19 protein-coding genes and 1 tRNA gene are annotated in these 16,824 nt (G+C 72.1%); 6 read left to right on the top strand and 14 right to left on the bottom strand.

Features of this window, described 5'->3' with window-relative positions; all coding sequences use genetic code 11:
- A partial coding sequence (locus tag ACIQFX_RS38580; protein WP_402473153.1) for a DUF475 domain-containing protein occupies positions 1 to 230 on the top strand: 230 nt, incomplete at its 5' end.
- A gap of 102 nt (positions 231 to 332) precedes the next feature.
- Positions 333 to 1,070, top strand: a complete 738-nt coding sequence (locus ACIQFX_RS38585; RefSeq protein ID WP_402473155.1) for a Tellurium resistance — start codon at positions 333 to 335, stop codon at positions 1,068 to 1,070.
- 60 nt (positions 1,071 to 1,130) lie between these two features.
- On the opposite strand, the gene ACIQFX_RS38590 is transcribed toward ACIQFX_RS38585, so the two are convergent.
- On the bottom strand, positions 1,131 to 1,985 hold the full coding sequence (locus ACIQFX_RS38590; protein ID WP_402473219.1) for a TerD family protein: 855 nt from the start codon (positions 1,983 to 1,985) through the stop codon (positions 1,131 to 1,133).
- Between the two features lie 176 nt (positions 1,986 to 2,161).
- Here ACIQFX_RS38590 and ACIQFX_RS38595 point away from each other — a divergent pair, with 176 nt between their 5' ends.
- The 3 genes from ACIQFX_RS38595 to ACIQFX_RS38605 all read left to right on the top strand — a co-directional run bounded on the left by ACIQFX_RS38595 (position 2,162) and on the right by ACIQFX_RS38605 (position 6,852).
- Positions 2,162 to 3,382, top strand: coding sequence for an HpcH/HpaI aldolase/citrate lyase family protein (locus ACIQFX_RS38595; protein ID WP_402473157.1), 1,221 nt, complete (start codon positions 2,162 to 2,164; stop codon positions 3,380 to 3,382).
- Positions 3,383 to 3,400: 18 nt separating this feature from the next.
- Positions 3,401 to 5,938, top strand: coding sequence for a phosphoribosyltransferase (locus ACIQFX_RS38600; RefSeq protein WP_402473159.1), 2,538 nt, complete (start codon positions 3,401 to 3,403; stop codon positions 5,936 to 5,938).
- Between the two features lie 71 nt (positions 5,939 to 6,009).
- Positions 6,010 to 6,852, top strand: coding sequence for an HAD family hydrolase (locus ACIQFX_RS38605; RefSeq protein ID WP_402473222.1), 843 nt, complete (start codon positions 6,010 to 6,012; stop codon positions 6,850 to 6,852).
- Between the two features lie 811 nt (positions 6,853 to 7,663).
- Here the strand turns inward: ACIQFX_RS38605 and ACIQFX_RS38610 are convergent.
- The 3 genes from ACIQFX_RS38610 to ACIQFX_RS38620 all read right to left on the bottom strand — a co-directional run bounded on the left by ACIQFX_RS38610 (position 7,664) and on the right by ACIQFX_RS38620 (position 10,203).
- On the bottom strand, positions 7,664 to 7,891 hold the full coding sequence (locus ACIQFX_RS38610) for a zinc ribbon domain-containing protein (RefSeq protein WP_402473161.1): 228 nt from the start codon (positions 7,889 to 7,891) through the stop codon (positions 7,664 to 7,666).
- A 32-nt stretch (positions 7,892 to 7,923) separates the two neighbouring features.
- Positions 7,924 to 9,237, bottom strand: a complete 1,314-nt coding sequence (locus ACIQFX_RS38615) for a hypothetical protein (protein WP_402473164.1) — start codon at positions 9,235 to 9,237, stop codon at positions 7,924 to 7,926.
- Positions 9,238 to 9,357: 120 nt separating this feature from the next.
- Positions 9,358 to 10,203 carry a DUF4097 family beta strand repeat-containing protein gene (locus ACIQFX_RS38620; RefSeq protein ID WP_402473166.1) on the bottom strand — a complete coding sequence of 282 codons (846 nt, stop codon included), beginning with the start codon at positions 10,201 to 10,203 and terminating at the stop codon, positions 9,358 to 9,360.
- Positions 10,204 to 10,285: 82 nt separating this feature from the next.
- On the opposite strand from ACIQFX_RS38620, the gene ACIQFX_RS38625 reads away from it, so the two are divergent.
- Positions 10,286 to 10,360 (top strand) — tRNA-Val (locus ACIQFX_RS38625).
- Between the two features lie 100 nt (positions 10,361 to 10,460).
- On the opposite strand, the gene ACIQFX_RS38630 is transcribed toward ACIQFX_RS38625, so the two are convergent.
- The 10 genes from ACIQFX_RS38630 to ACIQFX_RS38675 all read right to left on the bottom strand — a co-directional run bounded on the left by ACIQFX_RS38630 (position 10,461) and on the right by ACIQFX_RS38675 (position 16,698).
- Positions 10,461 to 11,597, bottom strand: coding sequence for a tyrosine-type recombinase/integrase (locus ACIQFX_RS38630; RefSeq protein ID WP_402473168.1), 1,137 nt, complete (start codon positions 11,595 to 11,597; stop codon positions 10,461 to 10,463).
- Positions 11,597 to 11,806 carry an excisionase family DNA-binding protein gene (locus ACIQFX_RS38635; protein WP_402473170.1) on the bottom strand — a complete coding sequence of 70 codons (210 nt, stop codon included), beginning with the start codon at positions 11,804 to 11,806 and terminating at the stop codon, positions 11,597 to 11,599. The genes ACIQFX_RS38630 and ACIQFX_RS38635 overlap by 1 nt, the downstream gene beginning before the upstream one ends.
- A complete protein-coding gene (gene repSA, locus ACIQFX_RS38640; RefSeq protein WP_402473173.1) occupies positions 11,803 to 13,200 on the bottom strand; it encodes a replication initiator protein RepSA in 1,398 nt (465 codons plus the stop codon). Before repSA ends, ACIQFX_RS38635 begins: the two co-directional genes overlap by 4 nt.
- A gap of 88 nt (positions 13,201 to 13,288) precedes the next feature.
- A complete protein-coding gene (locus tag ACIQFX_RS38645) occupies positions 13,289 to 13,633 on the bottom strand; it encodes a SpdD-like protein (RefSeq protein WP_402473175.1) in 345 nt (114 codons plus the stop codon).
- Positions 13,634 to 13,644: 11 nt separating this feature from the next.
- Positions 13,645 to 13,803, bottom strand: a complete 159-nt coding sequence (locus ACIQFX_RS38650) for a hypothetical protein (protein ID WP_107425749.1) — start codon at positions 13,801 to 13,803, stop codon at positions 13,645 to 13,647.
- 20 nt (positions 13,804 to 13,823) lie between these two features.
- Positions 13,824 to 14,015 (bottom strand): mobile element transfer protein, encoded by a 192-nt coding sequence (locus tag ACIQFX_RS38655; protein WP_402473178.1) that lies wholly within the window; start codon positions 14,013 to 14,015, stop codon positions 13,824 to 13,826.
- A 3-nt stretch (positions 14,016 to 14,018) separates the two neighbouring features.
- Complete coding sequence (locus ACIQFX_RS38660) at positions 14,019 to 14,195, bottom strand: hypothetical protein (RefSeq protein WP_402473181.1); 177 nt, start codon at positions 14,193 to 14,195, stop codon at positions 14,019 to 14,021.
- A gap of 14 nt (positions 14,196 to 14,209) precedes the next feature.
- Positions 14,210 to 14,911, bottom strand: coding sequence for a DUF2637 domain-containing protein (locus tag ACIQFX_RS38665; RefSeq protein ID WP_402473184.1), 702 nt, complete (start codon positions 14,909 to 14,911; stop codon positions 14,210 to 14,212).
- Positions 14,912 to 14,994: 83 nt separating this feature from the next.
- On the bottom strand, positions 14,995 to 16,350 hold the full coding sequence (locus ACIQFX_RS38670) for an FtsK/SpoIIIE domain-containing protein (protein ID WP_402473187.1): 1,356 nt from the start codon (positions 16,348 to 16,350) through the stop codon (positions 14,995 to 14,997).
- A gap of 3 nt (positions 16,351 to 16,353) precedes the next feature.
- The gene (locus tag ACIQFX_RS38675; protein WP_030688073.1) at positions 16,354 to 16,698 is read right to left on the bottom strand and encodes a hypothetical protein; all 345 of its coding nucleotides are present in this window, start codon (positions 16,696 to 16,698) and stop codon (positions 16,354 to 16,356) included.
- Positions 16,699 to 16,824 lie beyond the last annotated feature (126 nt).

A 16,824-nucleotide genomic window follows, 5' to 3' on the forward strand; every position in this document is an offset into this window, starting at 1 on the left:
TCGACGACTACGTCTACCTGGAGCACGGCGCGCACTACGCGATCGGCGCCCTCGCCGCCCTCCTCCTGGTCACCATCCAGTACGAGATCCCCGAGGTCGTCACCGGCGGTCTCGGCGTCGCGCTCATCGCCTGGTCCTTCTGGTCCTCTGTGCGGCGCAACAAGGCGCTCGCGGCCGCCGAGGGCGGTCCGGGCTCCTCGGACAAGACAGAGGTGCCGTCCGGGGTGTGACACCCCCGGCGGTGAGGAACGCTTCTCTGCGGGGCGGCCGGTGCACCCGGCCGCCCCGCAGGCATGTGCGGGCAGACGAAGAACAGTGGGGGTGAAGGCGTCATGGCCTTCTGGGACAACCTTTTTCCGGGGAGGACGGCGCAGTTCGACTCGGGCAGCGCCGCTTCGAACACGATCGACCTGACGAAACGGCGCCCGTCCGTGTCGCTCACCAAGCAGGGCGCCGCCACCGGCAACCTCCGGGTGAACCTCTCCTGGCGGATGCGGACCTCCGACATCGAGGGCCGCTCCCGGCAGAGCGGACGGCTGCTGCGGAACCCGGCGCAGTTCTTCAAGCCCGAGGTCGTCCAGGCGCACACCCAGGGCATGGTCAACGTCGACCTCGACCTGGGGTGCCTCTACGAGCTCACCGACGGCAGCAAGGGCGTGATCCAGCCGCTCGGCGGCTTCTTCGGGGACCTGAACGCGGCCCCGTACGTGAAGCTCAGCGGGGACGACCGCTTCGGCGGCTCCTCCGGAGAGACGATCTTCGTCAATCTGGACCACCGCGACGCGATCAAGCGGCTGCTGTTCTTCGCGTACATCTACGACCAGACGCCGGCCTTCGACCGTACCCACGCCAAGGTCACGCTCTACCCGAGCAACGGGCCCAGGATCGAGATCGAGCTCGACGAGCGCGCCCCGCAGGCCCGCTCCTGCGCGGTCTTCTCCATGGAGAACGTCAAGGGCGAGCTGACCGTCCGCCGCGAGGTGCGGTTCGTGTACGGCTTCCAGGCCGAACTGGACCGCCTGTACGGCTGGGGACTCCAGTGGGGGCGCGGCTACAAGACCAAGGCGTAGCCGTTGCGCACGCGGCCTCCCACGGGCGGGCCGGCGACCGCGGGACGGTCGCCGGCGTCCTCAGGACGACCTGACGAACTGCGGGCCCATCGGCGGCATCCGGAAGTCGGGTGCCTGGTGGTGCTCGGCGGCCACGGGCTGCGGATAGCCGTAGGCGGGGGCCGGGGCGTTCGCCGGCTGTCCCCCCGGGCCCTGCGGCGGGTAGCCGTAGCCGGGCGCCCGGTCCGGCCTGGGCGGCACCGTCGGCTGCGGCGGCACGGGTGCGGGCGTGTGGACCAGGGTGAGGTCCAGGTCGGGGGAGGAGCCGTCGGCAGAGCCCCCTGGGACCTCCGGGGACCCGTCCAGGGCCTCCTGGGCGGCCTCCTCGTCCACGGAGATGCCGAAGTCGGTCGCCAGGCCGATCAGGCCGGTCGGGTAGCCCTGTCCCACCGCGCGGAACTTCCAGGCGTCCCCGCGCCGGTACAGCTCGCCGCAGATGACCGCCGTCTCCTCGCCGGTCTCGGCCGTCACGTCGAAGAGGGCCAGCGGCTCGCGCTCCGGCCCCGCCGCCGCGTCGTACACCAGGATCCGCAGGTCCGAGACGGAGCGGAAGGTGCCGCCGTCCGAGGAGGCCGCGATCACCACCCGGTCGACCGATCCGTCGAGGCCGGCCAGGTCGGCCTCCACGGTGTCCGTCAGCCCCCCGGCGACCCGCTTCTTCGGCAGCCGCCGCACCAGGCCCGAGGGGTGGCGCGGCTGGTTGTAGAACACGAAGTCCTCGTCGGACCGCACGCGCCCGGACGGCCCGAGCAGGAGGGCCGAGGCATCCACGTCGGGGACCCCGGGGCCCGGGGTCCAGCGGAGCACGGCCCGTACGGCCGCGGTGTCGAGAGGGACGTTGGAGCCCTTCAGCATCGCGTGCGTCATGACCGCAATCCTGCCCTCCCCGCCGACCCGCGGACAACGCGGGGGCGACACCGATACCGGGCCGAGACGACAGATGCCGACGAGTTACCTGAATTTCATGCACCGAGGGAACTACGGACACCCGCACCTACGTACTATTACCGGCCACATGTTGTCAGGGCCCAGAGAGGCAGACGGGGACTTACATGCGTCATTTCGGGCACATCCCGTCCGCAACGCGGGCCGGGCTGTTCCACCGCGAGCCGGTCGACTTCACGTCCGACTCACCCGCGCGCACGCTCGCCGTCGCGCTCGGAGCCACGCTCTACAGCCCGGCCACCCGGCCGCGGCTCGCCGACGACGTGCGCAAACAGGCGGCCCGCGGAGTGGTCTCCATGGTGCTCTGCCTGGAGGACTCCATCAGCGACGCCGAGGTCGAGGCGGGCGAGGCCAACCTCGTCCGGCAGTTCGCCGACCTCGCCGCGGGCACCGTGACGGACGCCGACACCGCCACGGACACCGAATCCGCCACGGACACCGGCTCCGCCACGGACGTGCCGCTGCTCTTCATCCGCGTCCGCGAACCGCGGCAGATCACCGATCTCGTCGACCGCCTCGGCGAAACGGTTCGCCTGCTGTCCGGATTCGTACTGCCCAAGTTCACCGAGAGCCGCGGCCGCGGCTTCCTCGAAGCACTCACCCAGGCCGAGCGGACCAGCGGCAGGCGCCTCTTCGCCATGCCCGTCCTCGAGTCCCCCGAGCTCCTCCACCTGGAGACCCGGGCCGCGACCCTCGCCGGGATCGCCTCGATCACCGACAAGTACCGCGACCGCGTCCTCGCCCTCCGCCTCGGCGTCACCGACTTCTGCTCCGCCTACGGGCTGCGCCGCTCGCCCGACATGACCGCCTACGACGTCAAGATCGTCGCCAACGTCATCGCCGACGTCGTCAACGTCCTCGGCCGCTCCGACGGCACCGGCTTCACCGTCACCGGACCCGTCTGGGAGTACTTCCGACCCGGCGAGCGCATGTTCAAGCCCCAGCTGCGCCGCAGCCCCTTCCTGGAGGGCCGCGCCGAGGACCTGCGCACCGCGCTCATCGAGCACGACCTCGACGGACTCCTCCGCGAGATCGAGCTCGACCGCGCCAACGGCCTCCTCGGCAAGACCTGCATCCACCCCACCCACGTGGTGCCGGTGCACGCCCTCTCCGTGGTCAGCCACGAGGAGTGGAGCGACGCCCAGGACATCCTGCGGCCCGAACGGGGCGGCGGCGGAGTCCTCCGCTCCGCCTACACGAACAAGATGAACGAAGTGAAGCCGCATCGCGCGTGGGCCGAACGCACCCTCCAGCGCGCCGAGGTCTTCGGCGTCGCCAAGGAGGACGTCGGCTTCGTGGAGCTGCTCACCGCCGGACTTGCCGGCTGACGAAGGGACGTCGACGACGTGGTGTGGACCGGAACGTGGGTCGCGGAGCGACTGGGCGTCGAACTGATCGGCGACGAGGAGCTGCCGACCCTGCTGGGGCTCGCACTGCGCCGCAACCCCAAGCGGGCGCACCTGCTCGTCTCCAGCGTGCTCGGCAAGCACGTGCCGCAGCGCCCCTCGGTCGTCTACGGCTCCGGCCTCGACCTCGGCCGGCGCGTCCGGGCGCTCCTCGGCGACGAGGAGGCCGCCCGCTCCGTCGTCCTCGGCTACGCGGAGACCGCCACCGCCCTCGGACACGCCGTCGCCGACGGCCTCGGCCTCGCCCCGTACCTCCACTCCACCCGGCGGCCGGTGGCCGGGGTCGCCCGCGCGGGCGGCTTCGAGGAGTCCCACTCCCACGCCACCTCGCACCTCCTGCTCCCCGAGGACCCCAAGCTCCTCGCCGGCGACGGACCCCTCGTCCTCGTCGACGACGAGTTCTCCACCGGAAACACCGTCCTCAACACGATCCGCGCCCTCCACGAGCGCTACCCCCGCGACCGCTACGTCGTCGTCGCCCTCGTCGACATGCGCTCCACCGCCGACCTCGGCCGCCTCGACGCCTTCGCCGCCGAGATCGGCGCCCGCGTCGACCTCGTCGCCGGCGCCGCCGGCACCGTACGCCTCCCCGAGGGCGTCCTGGAGAAGGGCCAGGCCCTCGTCGCGGCACAGGAGGGCGAAGCCGCTCCCGCCGCCGTACCCGTACACCGGGCGCCCCACGAGGCCCCCGTACGGGTCGCGCTCGACTGGCCCGCAGGGCTCCCCGACGGCGGGCGGCACGGCTTCACGCCCGACCACCGGGCCGGCCTGGAGGCGGCCCTGCCGGCGATGGCGGACAGGATCGCCGAGGCCCTGCGCCGCGACCCGGCCGCCGGGGCCCGCGTACTCGTGCTCGGCTTCGAGGAGCTGATGTACGCGCCGCTGCGGCTCGGCACGGCCCTGGAGGAGGCGGGCCACGACGTCCGCTACTCCACCACGACCCGGTCACCCGTGCTCGCCGTCGACGACCCGGGGTACGCGATCCGCACCCGGCTCGTCTTCCCCGCCCACGACGACCCCGCCGACGGACCTGGCGAGCGCTACGCGTACAACGTGGCCGGCGCGGGCTTCGACGCCGTCGTCGCGGTCGTCGACTCCACCGCCGACACCCCGGCCCTGCACGCCCCGGACGGCCTGCTCGCCCGGCTCGCCGCGCACATCCCGCGCGTCGTCCTCGCCGTCGTCCCCTCGTACACGCCCACGGTTTCGTCGTACGCGCCCACGGGCGCCCCGTACACGTCCACGATCCCGTCGTACACGCCCACGGGCGCCCCGTACACGCCCACGGTCTCCGAAGCTCCCGAAAGGAGCTCCATGCTGCCCGAGCCCCTCCGCGGCCCCGCCTTCTCGTCGTACGCACCCGAGGAGGTCGGCTGGCTGCTCCAGGACCTCTCGGACGTCGAGTTGGAGGCGCCCACCGAGGAACGCGAGGAAGCCATCCAGAGCGGCGGCGCGCACTACGCCGAGTCGCTCCCCGTCGAGTACCAGCCCAGCGAGCGCTACCAGGAGCTGTTCCACACCGCCCTGGAGAGCTCCGCCGCCCGCATCGCCCGCGCCGTCGGCACCGTCACCGAGACCGTCCTCGCGGAGCGGCCCGGCCGCCGACCCGTCCTGGTCTCGCTGGCCCGCGCCGGCACCCCCGTCGGCGTCCTCATGCGCCGCTGGGCGCAGGCCCGCCACGACCTCGACCTCCCGCACTACGCCGTCTCCATCGTGCGCGGCCGCGGCATCGACGCCAACGCGCTCCGCTGGCTCGCCGCCCACCACGACCCGGCCGACGTCGTGTTCGTCGACGGCTGGACCGGCAAGGGCGCGATCACCCGCGAACTCGCCGACGCGCTGAAGGAGTTCGAGGCGAACGAGGGGATCACGGGCTTCGACCCGGAGATCGCCGTCCTCGCCGACCCCGGCTCCTGCGTCCGCGTCCACGGCACGCGCGAGGACTTCCTCATCCCCTCCGCCTGCCTCAACTCCACGGTATCCGGACTGATATCGCGGACCGTGCTCCGCTCCGACCTCGTCGGACCCGACGACTTCCACGGCGCCAAGTTCTACCGCGAACTGGCCGGCGCCGACGTCTCCGAGGACTTCCTCGACGCCGTCGCCGCCCGCTTCGACGAGGTCGCCGAGACCGTCGACACCGACGTCAAGGAGCTCCTCGCCACCGACCGCACCCCCACCTGGGAGGGCTGGGCGGCCGTCGAGCGGATCAGCGAGGAGTACGGCATCCACGACGTCAACCTCGTCAAGCCGGGCGTCGGCGAGACCACCCGGGTCCTGCTCCGCCGCGTCCCCTGGAAGATCCTCGCCAAGCGCGGCGCCGACGCCGACCTCGCCCACGTCCGCCTGCTCGCCGAGCAGCGCGGCGTACCGGTCGAAGAGGTCGACGAACTCCCGTACAGCTGCGTCGGCCTGATCCACCCCCAGTACACCAGGGGTGCGACAGGCGCCGACGGCAAGGCGGTGGTGTCCCAGTGAGCACCCCGGAGACGGCGAACGGGTCGGCGAACGCGATGGCGAACGGGTCGGCGAACGGGTCGGCGAACGCGATGGCGAACGCGGCGACGAACGAGCCCACGAACGGGAAGACCACGCTGGTCGCCAGCGACCTCGACCGCACCCTGATCTACTCGACCGCGGCCCTCTCCCTCGGCATGCCCGACGCCCAGGCGCCCCGGCTCCTCTGCGTCGAGGTACACGAGTCCAAGCCGCTCTCCTACATGACCGAGGACGCGGCCGACCTCCTCGCCCGCCTGACCGGCGAGGCCGTCTTCGTCCCCACCACCACCCGGACGCGCAAGCAGTACCAGCGCATCCAACTCCCGGGCACCACACCCCGGTACGCGATCTGCGCCAACGGCGGACACATCCTCGTCGACGGCGTCTCCGACCGCGACTGGCACGAATCCGTCCTGCGCCGGCTCGCCGACGAGTGCGCGCCGCTCTCCGAGATCCGCGCCTACCTCACCGCCACCACGGACCTGTCCTGGGTGCGCAAGCACCGGGTGGCCGAGGACCTCTTCGCCTACCTCGTCGTCGAGCGCGAGCGCCTCCCCGCCAACTGGCTGGCGCGCTTCGGCGACTGGGCGGGGGAGCGCGGCTGGACCGTCTCCCTCCAGGGCCGCAAGGTGTACGCCGTACCCAAGCCGCTCACCAAGAGCGCCGCCGTCCGCGAGGTCGCCCGCCGCACCGGCGCCACCCTCACCCTCGCCGCCGGCGACTCCCTCCTCGACGCCGACCTCCTCCTCGCCGCCGACCGCGCCTGGCGCCCCGGCCACGGCGAACTCGCCGACAACGACTGGACCGCCCCTCACCTCGACGTCCTCGCCGAACGCGGCGTCGCCGCCGGCGAAGAGATCCTCCGCCGCTTCCGAGCAGCGGTCACGGCCTGACCCCACCAGCCGAGCGAAGGCCACCCACCCGGACCAGCACCCCGGGCCCGGGCCGACCCGACCTCGGCCGACTCCTGGAGGAGCCGGGACGGCCCGCGTCCTCGGCTTCTTCCCGGAGGACCCCGCCCCCAGGGCGGCGGTCGGCGTCGGCTGACTCCCGGAGGAACAGCGGGCCAGAGGGAGCCCGGTCCCTGGACACGAGCCCAGGGACCGGAGGTCCGGGACACGAGCCCCGGACAGGCGACCTGGGACACGGGCCCGCTCGGATCGGCGGGCGGGCTGGGACGGTCGGCCGACGCTCCGGGACATCAGTCGGCAGAGGGGATCTGCGAGCCCGGGAAGGCCTGGGGCCCAGGACGCGAGTCCCGGGACGGGCGGCGCGAAACGCGAGCCCGGGGATGAGCGGCCCCGGATGCGAGTCCCGGGATCTTGGGGCAGGGGGCGCGAGTTTCGGGATGGGGGACTGAGAGCTGAGCCCCGGAGGTCGGGAGCCCGGGGCGCGGGCCAGCGATGGGCGGCCCGAGACGCGAGCCCCGAGCCCGGATCAGGGGTCCGAGGTACGAGCCCCGAGACGCGTGCGCCGGACGGCCCGGCGGCCTGGGGCGTGGGCCGGGGGACTGAGAACCGGGGGACTGGGAACCGTGGGACGGCAGACCGGGGCCCGGCGGCCTGGGGCGTGAGCCCCTGGCCCCGTACCCATTCCGGGCCCGGCCCCGTACCCGTCCCGGGCCCTTACCCGTCCCGGGCCCTTACCCGTCCCGGCCCCGTCCCAGGACCCGTGCGCCCGGGGCGCTAACGCCGCGCCCGGGGATCAGCCGCAGCAGCCCCCGCCGCAGCAGCCGCCACCGCCACCCCCGCCCGCGCTCTGAGCGGGCGCGGCGCTGCCACCGCCGATGCCGCCGACGGCCACGGCCGAGAGCAGCTTCACGGTGTCGTCGTGCCCGGCGGGGCAGGCGGCGGGAGCGGAGGACTCGGCCATCGGGCGGCTGAGCTCGAAGGTGTCGCCGCACGTGCGGCAGCGGTATTCGTAACGAGGCATGGGGACAGGCTAACGGCGGGGGACGCCCGGCATCAGTGGCCCGCCCCGCGCTCCTCCCGGATCAGCCCGACGACGTGCGCGGCCGAGGCGCGGACGGCCTCCAGCTCGGTCAGGAAGTGCCAGTAGTCAGGGTGGCGGCCTTCCAGGGAGCCGACGGCCCGGTCGAGCCGGGCGACGGCCTCGTCCAGGGGGCGGGCATGGCGCGGGTCGGGAGTGCTGCGCCCCGCCATCGCCAGCCGCTGGGCGTCCCGGATCACGAACCGGGTGCGGTCGACCTCGGCGGTCGGGTCCTTCGCGACGGCGTCGAGACGACGCAGCCGCTCCCTGGCGGCCGAGACGGCCTCGTCGGTCGAGTCGAGGAGCGCGCGGACCGTGGACAGCAGCGAGGTCGCGTCCGGCCAGCGCTGCTCGGCCCGCGCCTTGCCGGCCTCGGCGAGCCGCTCCGCGGCCTGCCGGAGCGTTTCGCCCGCCTGCTCGGGAACGTGCTGGAGGTCCTGCCAGCAGGCCGCGGAGAACCGCCGCCGCAGCTCGGACAGGACCGGTTCGACACCGCCGGTACGAGTGGTGAGCGCCTCGGTGCGGGTACGGAGGGACACCAGACGCCGGTCGATCTCGGCGGCCCGCTCCGGCAGCCGCTCGGCCTCGGCCCGTACCGCCTCGGCGTCCCGCAGCACCCGGTCGGCGCGCTGGAGGGTCTCGGGGACGCCGTGGCGCCCCGCGCCCTCGTTGAGCCGCGTCAGCTCGGGCCCGAGGTGGGCGAGCCGCAGCGCGAGGTCGTCGGCGCGCAGCCCGCTCTCCCGTACCGCATCGAGGGCGCCGCTCGCACCGCGCAAGGCCTGCCGGGCCCGCTCGACCGCCGGCGCGAGCCGCGCGAGCTGCGTCTCGGCCCGCCCGAGGAGCGGCGCGAGCCCCTCCTCGAACCGGTCCAACTCGCCCTTGACCCGGTCCAGCTCCTCCTTGGCGCGGTGCAGCTCGCCGCGGGCCCGGTTCGCGGTCGCCGCGTCCAACTCGTCACGGTCGAGGTCATGGGCGTCGACCGCGCCGATGTACGCGTGACTGACCTCGTCGATACGGCGCCCCAGCGCCTCGAACCCCTCGACGGCCCGGCGCGCCTCCGGCGAGCTGTCCACGGCGGTGATCGTCTCGATGGAGATCCGCAGCCCGCGCTGGGCGGTGTCGAGCTCGTAGAACGCCGCTGCGGCCGCATCCTTCGCGGCCTGCGCCTCGGCCCGCTGACTCTCCCCCCGCCCACCGAACCACCGCCGCGTCCCCCCACCCGCGAACGCCTGCGGCACCAGCGCCCCCACCAGCAACGGCAAGGCGAGGGCCAACCTCAACGTCGACATCCCCCCAGGCGCCGCGCTACCCCTCATCCCGCTCGCCGCCACGTACCTCTCCCGTGCTGTGTCCGCCGTGCCCGGTCCGGGTTCATTCTCCCACCCGGTAAGGACGAACACACGGGCTGATCAGTTCACCGTCCGCACCACGACATCGCCGTTGTCCGTACGCACGCTCACGACGTGTCCGCTTCCGTCCCGCCGCGGTACGTCGAACCGGACGTCCCCGTTGTCACTGCCGCCCGCGACCTCGTACTCGCCCTGCGGCACCGAGACGCTCACGTCACCGTTGTCCGTGACGACGTCGACCTTGCGCGGTACGGCCCCGAGCGTGATCCGCACGTCCCCGTTGTCGGACCGGGCGACCAGCTCGGGCGCGGTGATCCCGCCCTCGACCACCACGTCCCCGTTCCCGCTCGCCAGGTCGAGCGCCCCGCCGCCCTGCCGCACCCGCACCTCCCCGTTGTCCGACCGCACCTTCAACGGCGTGTCGAACCCTTCCGCCGTCACGTCCCCGTTGCCGTCCTCCACCGTCACCGCGACCCCCCGCGGCACCTGGATCCGATGCACCGCCCCACAGCTCGCCGCCACCCCGTCGCACTCCACCCGCAACGTCAGCCGCCCGTCCACCAACTTCCAGCTCGCCTCCGGCCCCGACCCCATGAACACCCACCCGTCCACCTGCCTCTCCACCCTCACCCCCGTCACATCCGCCGCCGTGATCACCAGCTCCGAATCATCCGAATCCACCGTCAACGCCTTCCCGGCGAACTCGAACACCTTCCTCTCCACCGGCGCCCCCTCGACATCCCCCGCCCCACACCCCGCGACCGCCACCACCGCCGCCAACGCCCCCACACCCGCCACCCACACCCGCACCCCACGCCCCACGACCCCGTCCTTCCCCTCCACCCGACCAACCCTCCCCCGACCGTACGAGCCCCCACCCCTCCACCCCATCCAGCCACCCCCCACCCCCACCCTGGTGCCACCCCCACCCCCCACACCGGTTTGCCCCACCCACCCCCGCCCCATGTACCCTGTGACTTCCTCACCCGGGTGCGTAGCTCAGGGGTAGAGCGCTGCTCTTACAAAGCAGATGTCGGCGGTTCGAAACCGTCCGCGCCCACCAGCAGGTAGCACGACAAAGGCCCAGGTCACCGGTACTGAACCGGGAGCCTGGGCCTTGTTCGTTCCCCGGCCGGGAAGGCGGGGGAGGGGCGCCGTGCCAGTTACGTGCCAGAAGCGTCGCCGGACTCGCCCGGCCGGACTTTCTTGATCTGCTCGTCGACGTGAGCGGCGATGGCGTGGTCACGCCCGTTCACGAGGTGCTGGTAGATCAGCGCGGCCCGCACCGACGAATGCCCCATCCGCTGCATCAGCTCACGCGTCGTGGCGCCGCCGGTCGCGGCGAGGGTGTTCCCGGTGTGGCGCAGATCGTGGAAGTGGACGTCGCGGAGGCCGGTGTCCTTCAGGGCCCGCAGCCACAGCCGGCGGAAGTTGTTCCGGCGCAACTGCCCGCCGCGGGCCCCAGTGAAGACCAGCCCGGTCCGACCCGGCTCGGCGTAGACGGCGAGATGAGTGGCCAGGCTCTCCGCGAGCGAGGCCGGGAAGGCGACGGTACGCACACCGGCCGCACTCTTGGGCGTCTTAACCAGGATGCCGTCGGTGCGGGTCTCGGCCAGAGAACGTCGTACGGCGACGGTTCGCCGGTCGAGGTCGACGTCGTGGCGCTGAAGCGCGGCGAGCTCCCCGAAGCGGAGGCCGGTGAAGGCTGCCAACAGGATGAACATCCGGAAGCGCGCCGGCACAGCGTCGGCGAGCTGGAAGACCTCGGTGACGTCGAGGAACGGTCGTTCGGCGGTCTTGGCCGCCCCGGCGCCCTTGATGCGGCAGGGGTTGCGCTGGATCAGCTCGTCGTCGACCGCGGTGTTCATGATGGCTCGGAGGATCTGATACGCCTTGGCGACCGTCGGCTCTCCGACACCCGACTCCAGCAGACCGGCACGCCAGCGGCGGATCTGCGGTGTGGTGATCTCGCTCAGGACCACGCCCGCGAAGGTCGGCAGGATGTGGAGTCGCAGCGCGCTGCCGTTGCGTTCGCGGGTCGTCGCCGCGTAGTCGCGTTCTTTGAACCAGGCGTCGGCGTACACCCCGAAGAGAACCTTGTCGTCCGGGTTCTTCCATTTGCCGTCGAGGATCTCCGCTTCCTTGCGGACGAGCCACCGATCGGCATCGGTCTGCGAGGCGAACGTCTCGGGAGCCGATCGAGTCAGCCCGTCCGGCCCTTGATAGCGAGCCTGGAATCGCCCTGAGGGCAGCTTGCGCACTGCACCGAAGCGGCGACGCTTGCCTTTGGTGTTCGCCATCAGGCCACCGCCGCGAATCGTCGACGAGCGGTGATCGGCTGGACGGTGTGGGCGACGACGAATTCCTCCAAGGCCCGCTCAGGAATGCGGACATGCCGCCCCACTTTGACGAAGGCGATCCGACGCTCGGCGATGAGCCGACGCGGGAACCTCTCGGTGGTGCCGAGGAGTTCGGCGGCCTGGCCCACGGTCAACAGTCGGTCGGTCATGCGCTTGCTCCTTCCAGGGCGAGTTGGTCGCGTAGGGCTTCGCGGGCGGTCTCACGGTTGAGCTGGATGTCCCGGGCGATCGAGGCGGCGAGGGCGGCCTCACCGGGGGAGTGGCCCTGGCCGACGTAGGACCAGGAGGTGAGGACGAGGACGGTGTCCGGCTCGATGTCGTCGAGGCCGCGGGCGGTGCGTTCCTGGGCGGCGCGGTAGTCGGCGCGGGTCTGACGGAGTTCGGTCAAGGTGGTGGAGTACTGGCGGGACTTGGTGGAGAAGTGGCCGCGGAAGCCGAGCATGTGGGCCCAGGCGAGGAGGCGGCGGTCGGGGTAGAGCGGGTCGAGGTCGAAGCAGGCTTCGACGAGGCGGCGGGTGTGGTCGGGGACGCCGAGGAGGACGAGGGCCTCACGGTTGCCGATGCGGCGGTCGAGGCTGCCGGTGGTCTCGGCGGCTTTGGTGGCGTACTTGGCGATGTAGGAGGCGACGGCCTGTTCGGTGATGTCGGAGCCGTCGCCGAAGGCCTTGACGGGGCGGATGTCGAGCTGGGTGCCCCAGCGGAGACGGCGGGCGGGGTGGTCGCTGGCGGCGGGGACGGTGACGGTCGTGTACGTGTGGGTGGCAGCGGCGCGGATGGCATCGGTGAGGTGTTCGGTGGTCGCCCACGACGGCGGTGGGGAGTCGGGGCCGTCCGGGCCGTCGATGCGGATGACGGCGTGGAAGTGGACGGCGCCGCGCTTCTGGAACTCGGCGACCTTGCCGTAGGAGATCCGGGCGACTGCCTTCAACTCCCTCTGCGAGAGGCCGGCCGCGGCGGCGATCTCCCGACGGAGGCGGTTCGTGAACCTCTGCCAGAGCTGCCCAGCGTGGTTGTTGAAGAGGACGGCGGCGGCGTAGTCGTAAGACTCGGCGTCGAGCGGCGTGCCGAGGGCGGTGTCGTCCTCGGAGTGGTGGGCCCCGCAACGGCACGGCCGGGCGCCGGGGCGGTTGTGGACCGATCCGAAGGACGGGGCGGTGAGGGTGAGGAAGACGCGGGGGTGCTCGCGGACGGCGGCGGAGATGTCCCGGCGGTCGTCTCCGGCGAGTCCGGCGCGGATGAGGTGGTACGTGTCGCCCGCGTACGTCCAAGCGCAGGCGGGGCAGCGGGAGGCCCGGCGGTTGCCACAGGCGATCCGGAGCCGGGCGCCCGGTTCGGTGTCGGTGGAGTACCGATGGAGGGTCTCGCCGGTGGTCTTGTCCCTGGTGAGGGTCCAGCCCTGGAGGTGGATGGGGTGGGAACAGCCGCCGGTGCGGTGGATCTGCTCCTTCCAGCGGTCGAAGCCGGGGGACCCGGCCACCCGGAGCATGTCACCCAGGGTGGCGGTGTCGAATCCTGCCGACGAGGCGGCTGGGACGTTCATCATGGAGTGCTTCCTTCTGGTTCTGCGAGCCGGGTAGGAGCGGGGCTTCCGGGCGGCGGAGACTTGGCGGTTGAGCCGCCCGGAGGCCCGACTAGCGGCGTCGCTGCTGGCCGTTGAGGAGCGAGCGCAGGACGACGGCGCAGACGGCGACCGAGGCGGCGCTGACGGCGACGGCGAGCAGCATGGAGACCAGGACCGTGCCGACGACGAGGACGGCTCCGACGCCGCCGGCGACGACCACAGCCAGGCCGACGGGGGTGAGGCGCAGGGCCGAGGACGGTGCCGGGACCGGAGCAGGGGCCGGGGCGTGGTGGTGGTTGCAGACCGCTGCATCGACCGTGTGGTGGGGCGTGATGTCGGCGATGACGGTCGGCTGGACGAGCGGGGTGACGATGCCGGTCGGGAGCGGGTTGACCGGGATGCGCGGCTGGAACATGACTGTTCTCCCTACTTGCTGATCGTGGTGTCGATGAGCGGGGCGAGGACGCTGTCGGCGAGGAGGTAGCCGCCGAGGAGGATTACGGCGACGAGCCACCAGGGCGGGCGGATGAGCTTGATGCCGAGGCCGCCGACGACGATCAGGGCGAGCCAGAGCGGGACGTCCATGACGCGGGTCTCCTTCGGGGTCAGCGGGGCTGGCAGCGGTGGGTGCGGGCGGCGAGCTGGGCGGCCGAGGAGCTGGAGTACTCGGTGGACCAGCCGCAGCCGTCGGACGTGCACACGGCGGCGTACTTGGTGCGGCCGTGGCGGTCGCGGCGGGTGCCGATCTGTACCGGGCCGATCCGCATCACGGAGTGAAAGTGGTCGCGAGCGGCCATTGCTCAGACCTCCCTGCTGAAGTCGTCGGCGTGGTCAATGAGCCACTGACGGATCTCGGCCGACTCGAACTCGTCGGCGGTGGTGATCACCGGCTCGGCGGTGGCCATGGCCTCCACCAGGCGGTTGTTCCGGGTCAGCTCGGCGGCGCGCTCCAGGGCGTGCCGGGTCGAGTCGCGCATGGTCGATCTCCTTCTCAGGCGAGTTGGGCGGCGATGGCGTTGGCCATCAGGGGCGGGACGCCGAGGCGGGCGCGCAGGGTGTCGGCGTCGATCGGGTAGCCGGTGCGGGCGCGGTAGTCGTCGGCGACCTTCCGGGCGTGAGCAACGAGGGCGGGCGGTACGGCCACGGGGGCGGGTTCGGGCTCCGGTGCAGGTTCCGGGACCGGCTCTGGGGAAGGGAGGGCCGGTGCGGTGGCAGGCTCCGGCTCCGGTTCGGCTACGTCATCTCGCTCGATGACCGCTTCCACGGCCGGGGGCTGCTCGGTGTCCGTGTTGGGTTCGGCCGGCTCGGCGACCGCCGGATGCCCAGGTGAGTGGACGAGGAGCGTGCCGCCGAGGAAGGCGAGGGCGGGCCAGCCCGCGACGAGGATGCGCAGCCAGGCGGGAACGTGGCCAAGGTCGAGGAGTCCGGCGGTGGCGACGTTCGCACCGAGCGACGCGGCCAGGGCGACCATGAACCACGTCCAGGCCGAGCGGGCAGGCACACCGGCAGCCCGCGAGGTCCGAAGCCGGTGCCAGGCGGCGACGAGCAGGAGATCCACGGAGACCGGGTAGGCCCAAGCCTTCCAACCGGACTGTCCGGCAGCCGCAGCAAGGTCGTGCAGGTGAGCGAAGGACAGGGCGCCGGCGATCACGGCTTGTACGAGGACGGCGTCCGGTCGGCGGATGGGACGCATCGGAGGGTCCTCCTTCCGGTTTCGGTCATGGGCGGGGTAGGGACCTGGCGTGAAGCGGTCATGCCGCCGTGGAGCGAGGGGATTCAGGCGATCGCAGGAGCCGTGACGGCCGAGGGCGCCGCGGCTTTGCCCAGGGGCGGCAGGGCGGGCCGGAAGGCGTCCAGCGCGGGGATCTCGGGCGTGCGGTGAGCGTGGGAGTTCGCGATGTTCACGGCCCGCCGGAGCGAGAGGTGGGGAGTCCGGATGCGGACCCAGCCGCCGGAGGAGTCGCCGGCGACGGCGGTGCCGGGGCGGTCGGTGCGGATCTGGATCGTGGCGAGTACGGCGTCCGGGGCGATGTCGCCGAAGGCCATGTTGGCGGAGGTCTCGTCGTTGACGCGGTGGGCGGTGCGGCCGGTGAGCTGGGCGCGGAGCATGGTGATGCCCTTGCCGAGCTCGGAGCCGAAGCGCTGCCCGCAGATCTCCAGGTAGATGCCGGCGGCACGGCCGAGCTGGGCGAGCCGGACGAGGGAGGTGATGATCCGGTCGCGCCGCTTCTCCTCTTCCTTCGTGGCGAAGAGGGCGAGTTCGGCGACCTCATCGACCAGGAGGACGATCGGGGTCGGTCGCAGATGGTCGGGCAGGTCCCAGATGTCGGCGGTGATCTCCGCGTCCGGCATATCGGCACTCAACCTCTGCTCGCGCCGGATCAGTTGATAGACGTCCTCCATGTGCTCGACGAGTGAGTCGATGAGGTCGGCGGCGGCATCGGGGTTGTCAGCCGTGGCGGTGAACCGCCTTGCAAGCGGGGCGAGTTCAACACCTTGCTTGCAGTCGATCCCGACCAGGGCGACGTCAACCGCGGCGAGCGCGGCGACGAGATTGCGCTGGTAGACGGACTTGCCGGATTGGGTGGCACCGACGTTCAGCGCGTGGGGGGTCTGGCGGTAGTCGCGGTAGTAGACCTCTCCGTCCTCCCGCATGGCGACCGGTACGCGCATCACGCCACCACGGGCGGCCGTGGGCATCTGTACCCGCTTGAGGACGTCGTATCCGGTCATCCGCAGCTCGACCACACCGGAGCGGATCTCCCGAGCTGTGACGTTCTGCATGACGAACGAGTGCCGGAGCTGGTCCGAGGCGGCCGAGAAGTCGAAGGCGTCCTGACCGGGCCGCAGCTTCACTCGTAGGACGAGCCCGGTACGTGTCGGCCGCAGCCGCAGGATCCGGGGTGCCCGAGACTCTGGGATGGGCCGGCGGGTCATCCGGGCCAGAGCCAGGCGCCAGCGCGAGGGCGGGACAGTCAGGCCACACGCGTCCATGACCGACGCGTACCGGGCGAGGATCCGTACCACGGCGAAGACGGCGCCGAAGGTCATCCAGTACCAGGCCGGACGCTGCCACCGCAGCAGCAGCGCGGCCGTGGCGACCAGGGCGAGAGTGACCGTTAAGGCGGTCATGGGTCAGCCGACCTTCGCGGCGGCGAGCGAGGTGACGGCGACGGCGCGGAAGCTGATGCCGTGGCGCTTCTGGCCGTTGAACTCGTTCTCCCAGGGTCGGGCGACGACGCCGGTCAGGGCGACCGGGGTGCCCATGGACAGCTCCTCGGAGATACCGGTCTTGGGGACAGTCAGGTTGAGGATCTCGGCGTTGCCGTCCATGACGAACATGACGTCGACCGTCATCAGCGGGGCACCGGTGTCCCGGTCGGTGGCGATCTCGCCGGTCTGCCGGTTCGCGATCTTCGGGGCCGGGGGCTGGGCCACCATCACCATCGCTGCGGACGTGTCGACGGGGATCTGACGCACAGTGGATCACTCCTCTATAGAGGTGGGGCTCATTCACTCCTGTATAGGAGTGACATGAAGAAGAGTGCACCACTCCTGTATATGAGTCAACCCGCCGCGGAAGGAAACCGCAGCGGGCTGGGGGAA

The sequence above is a fragment of the Streptomyces sp. NPDC093089 genome, from assembly GCF_044754405.1.
Lineage (GTDB): Bacteria > Actinomycetota > Actinomycetes > Streptomycetales > Streptomycetaceae > Streptomyces.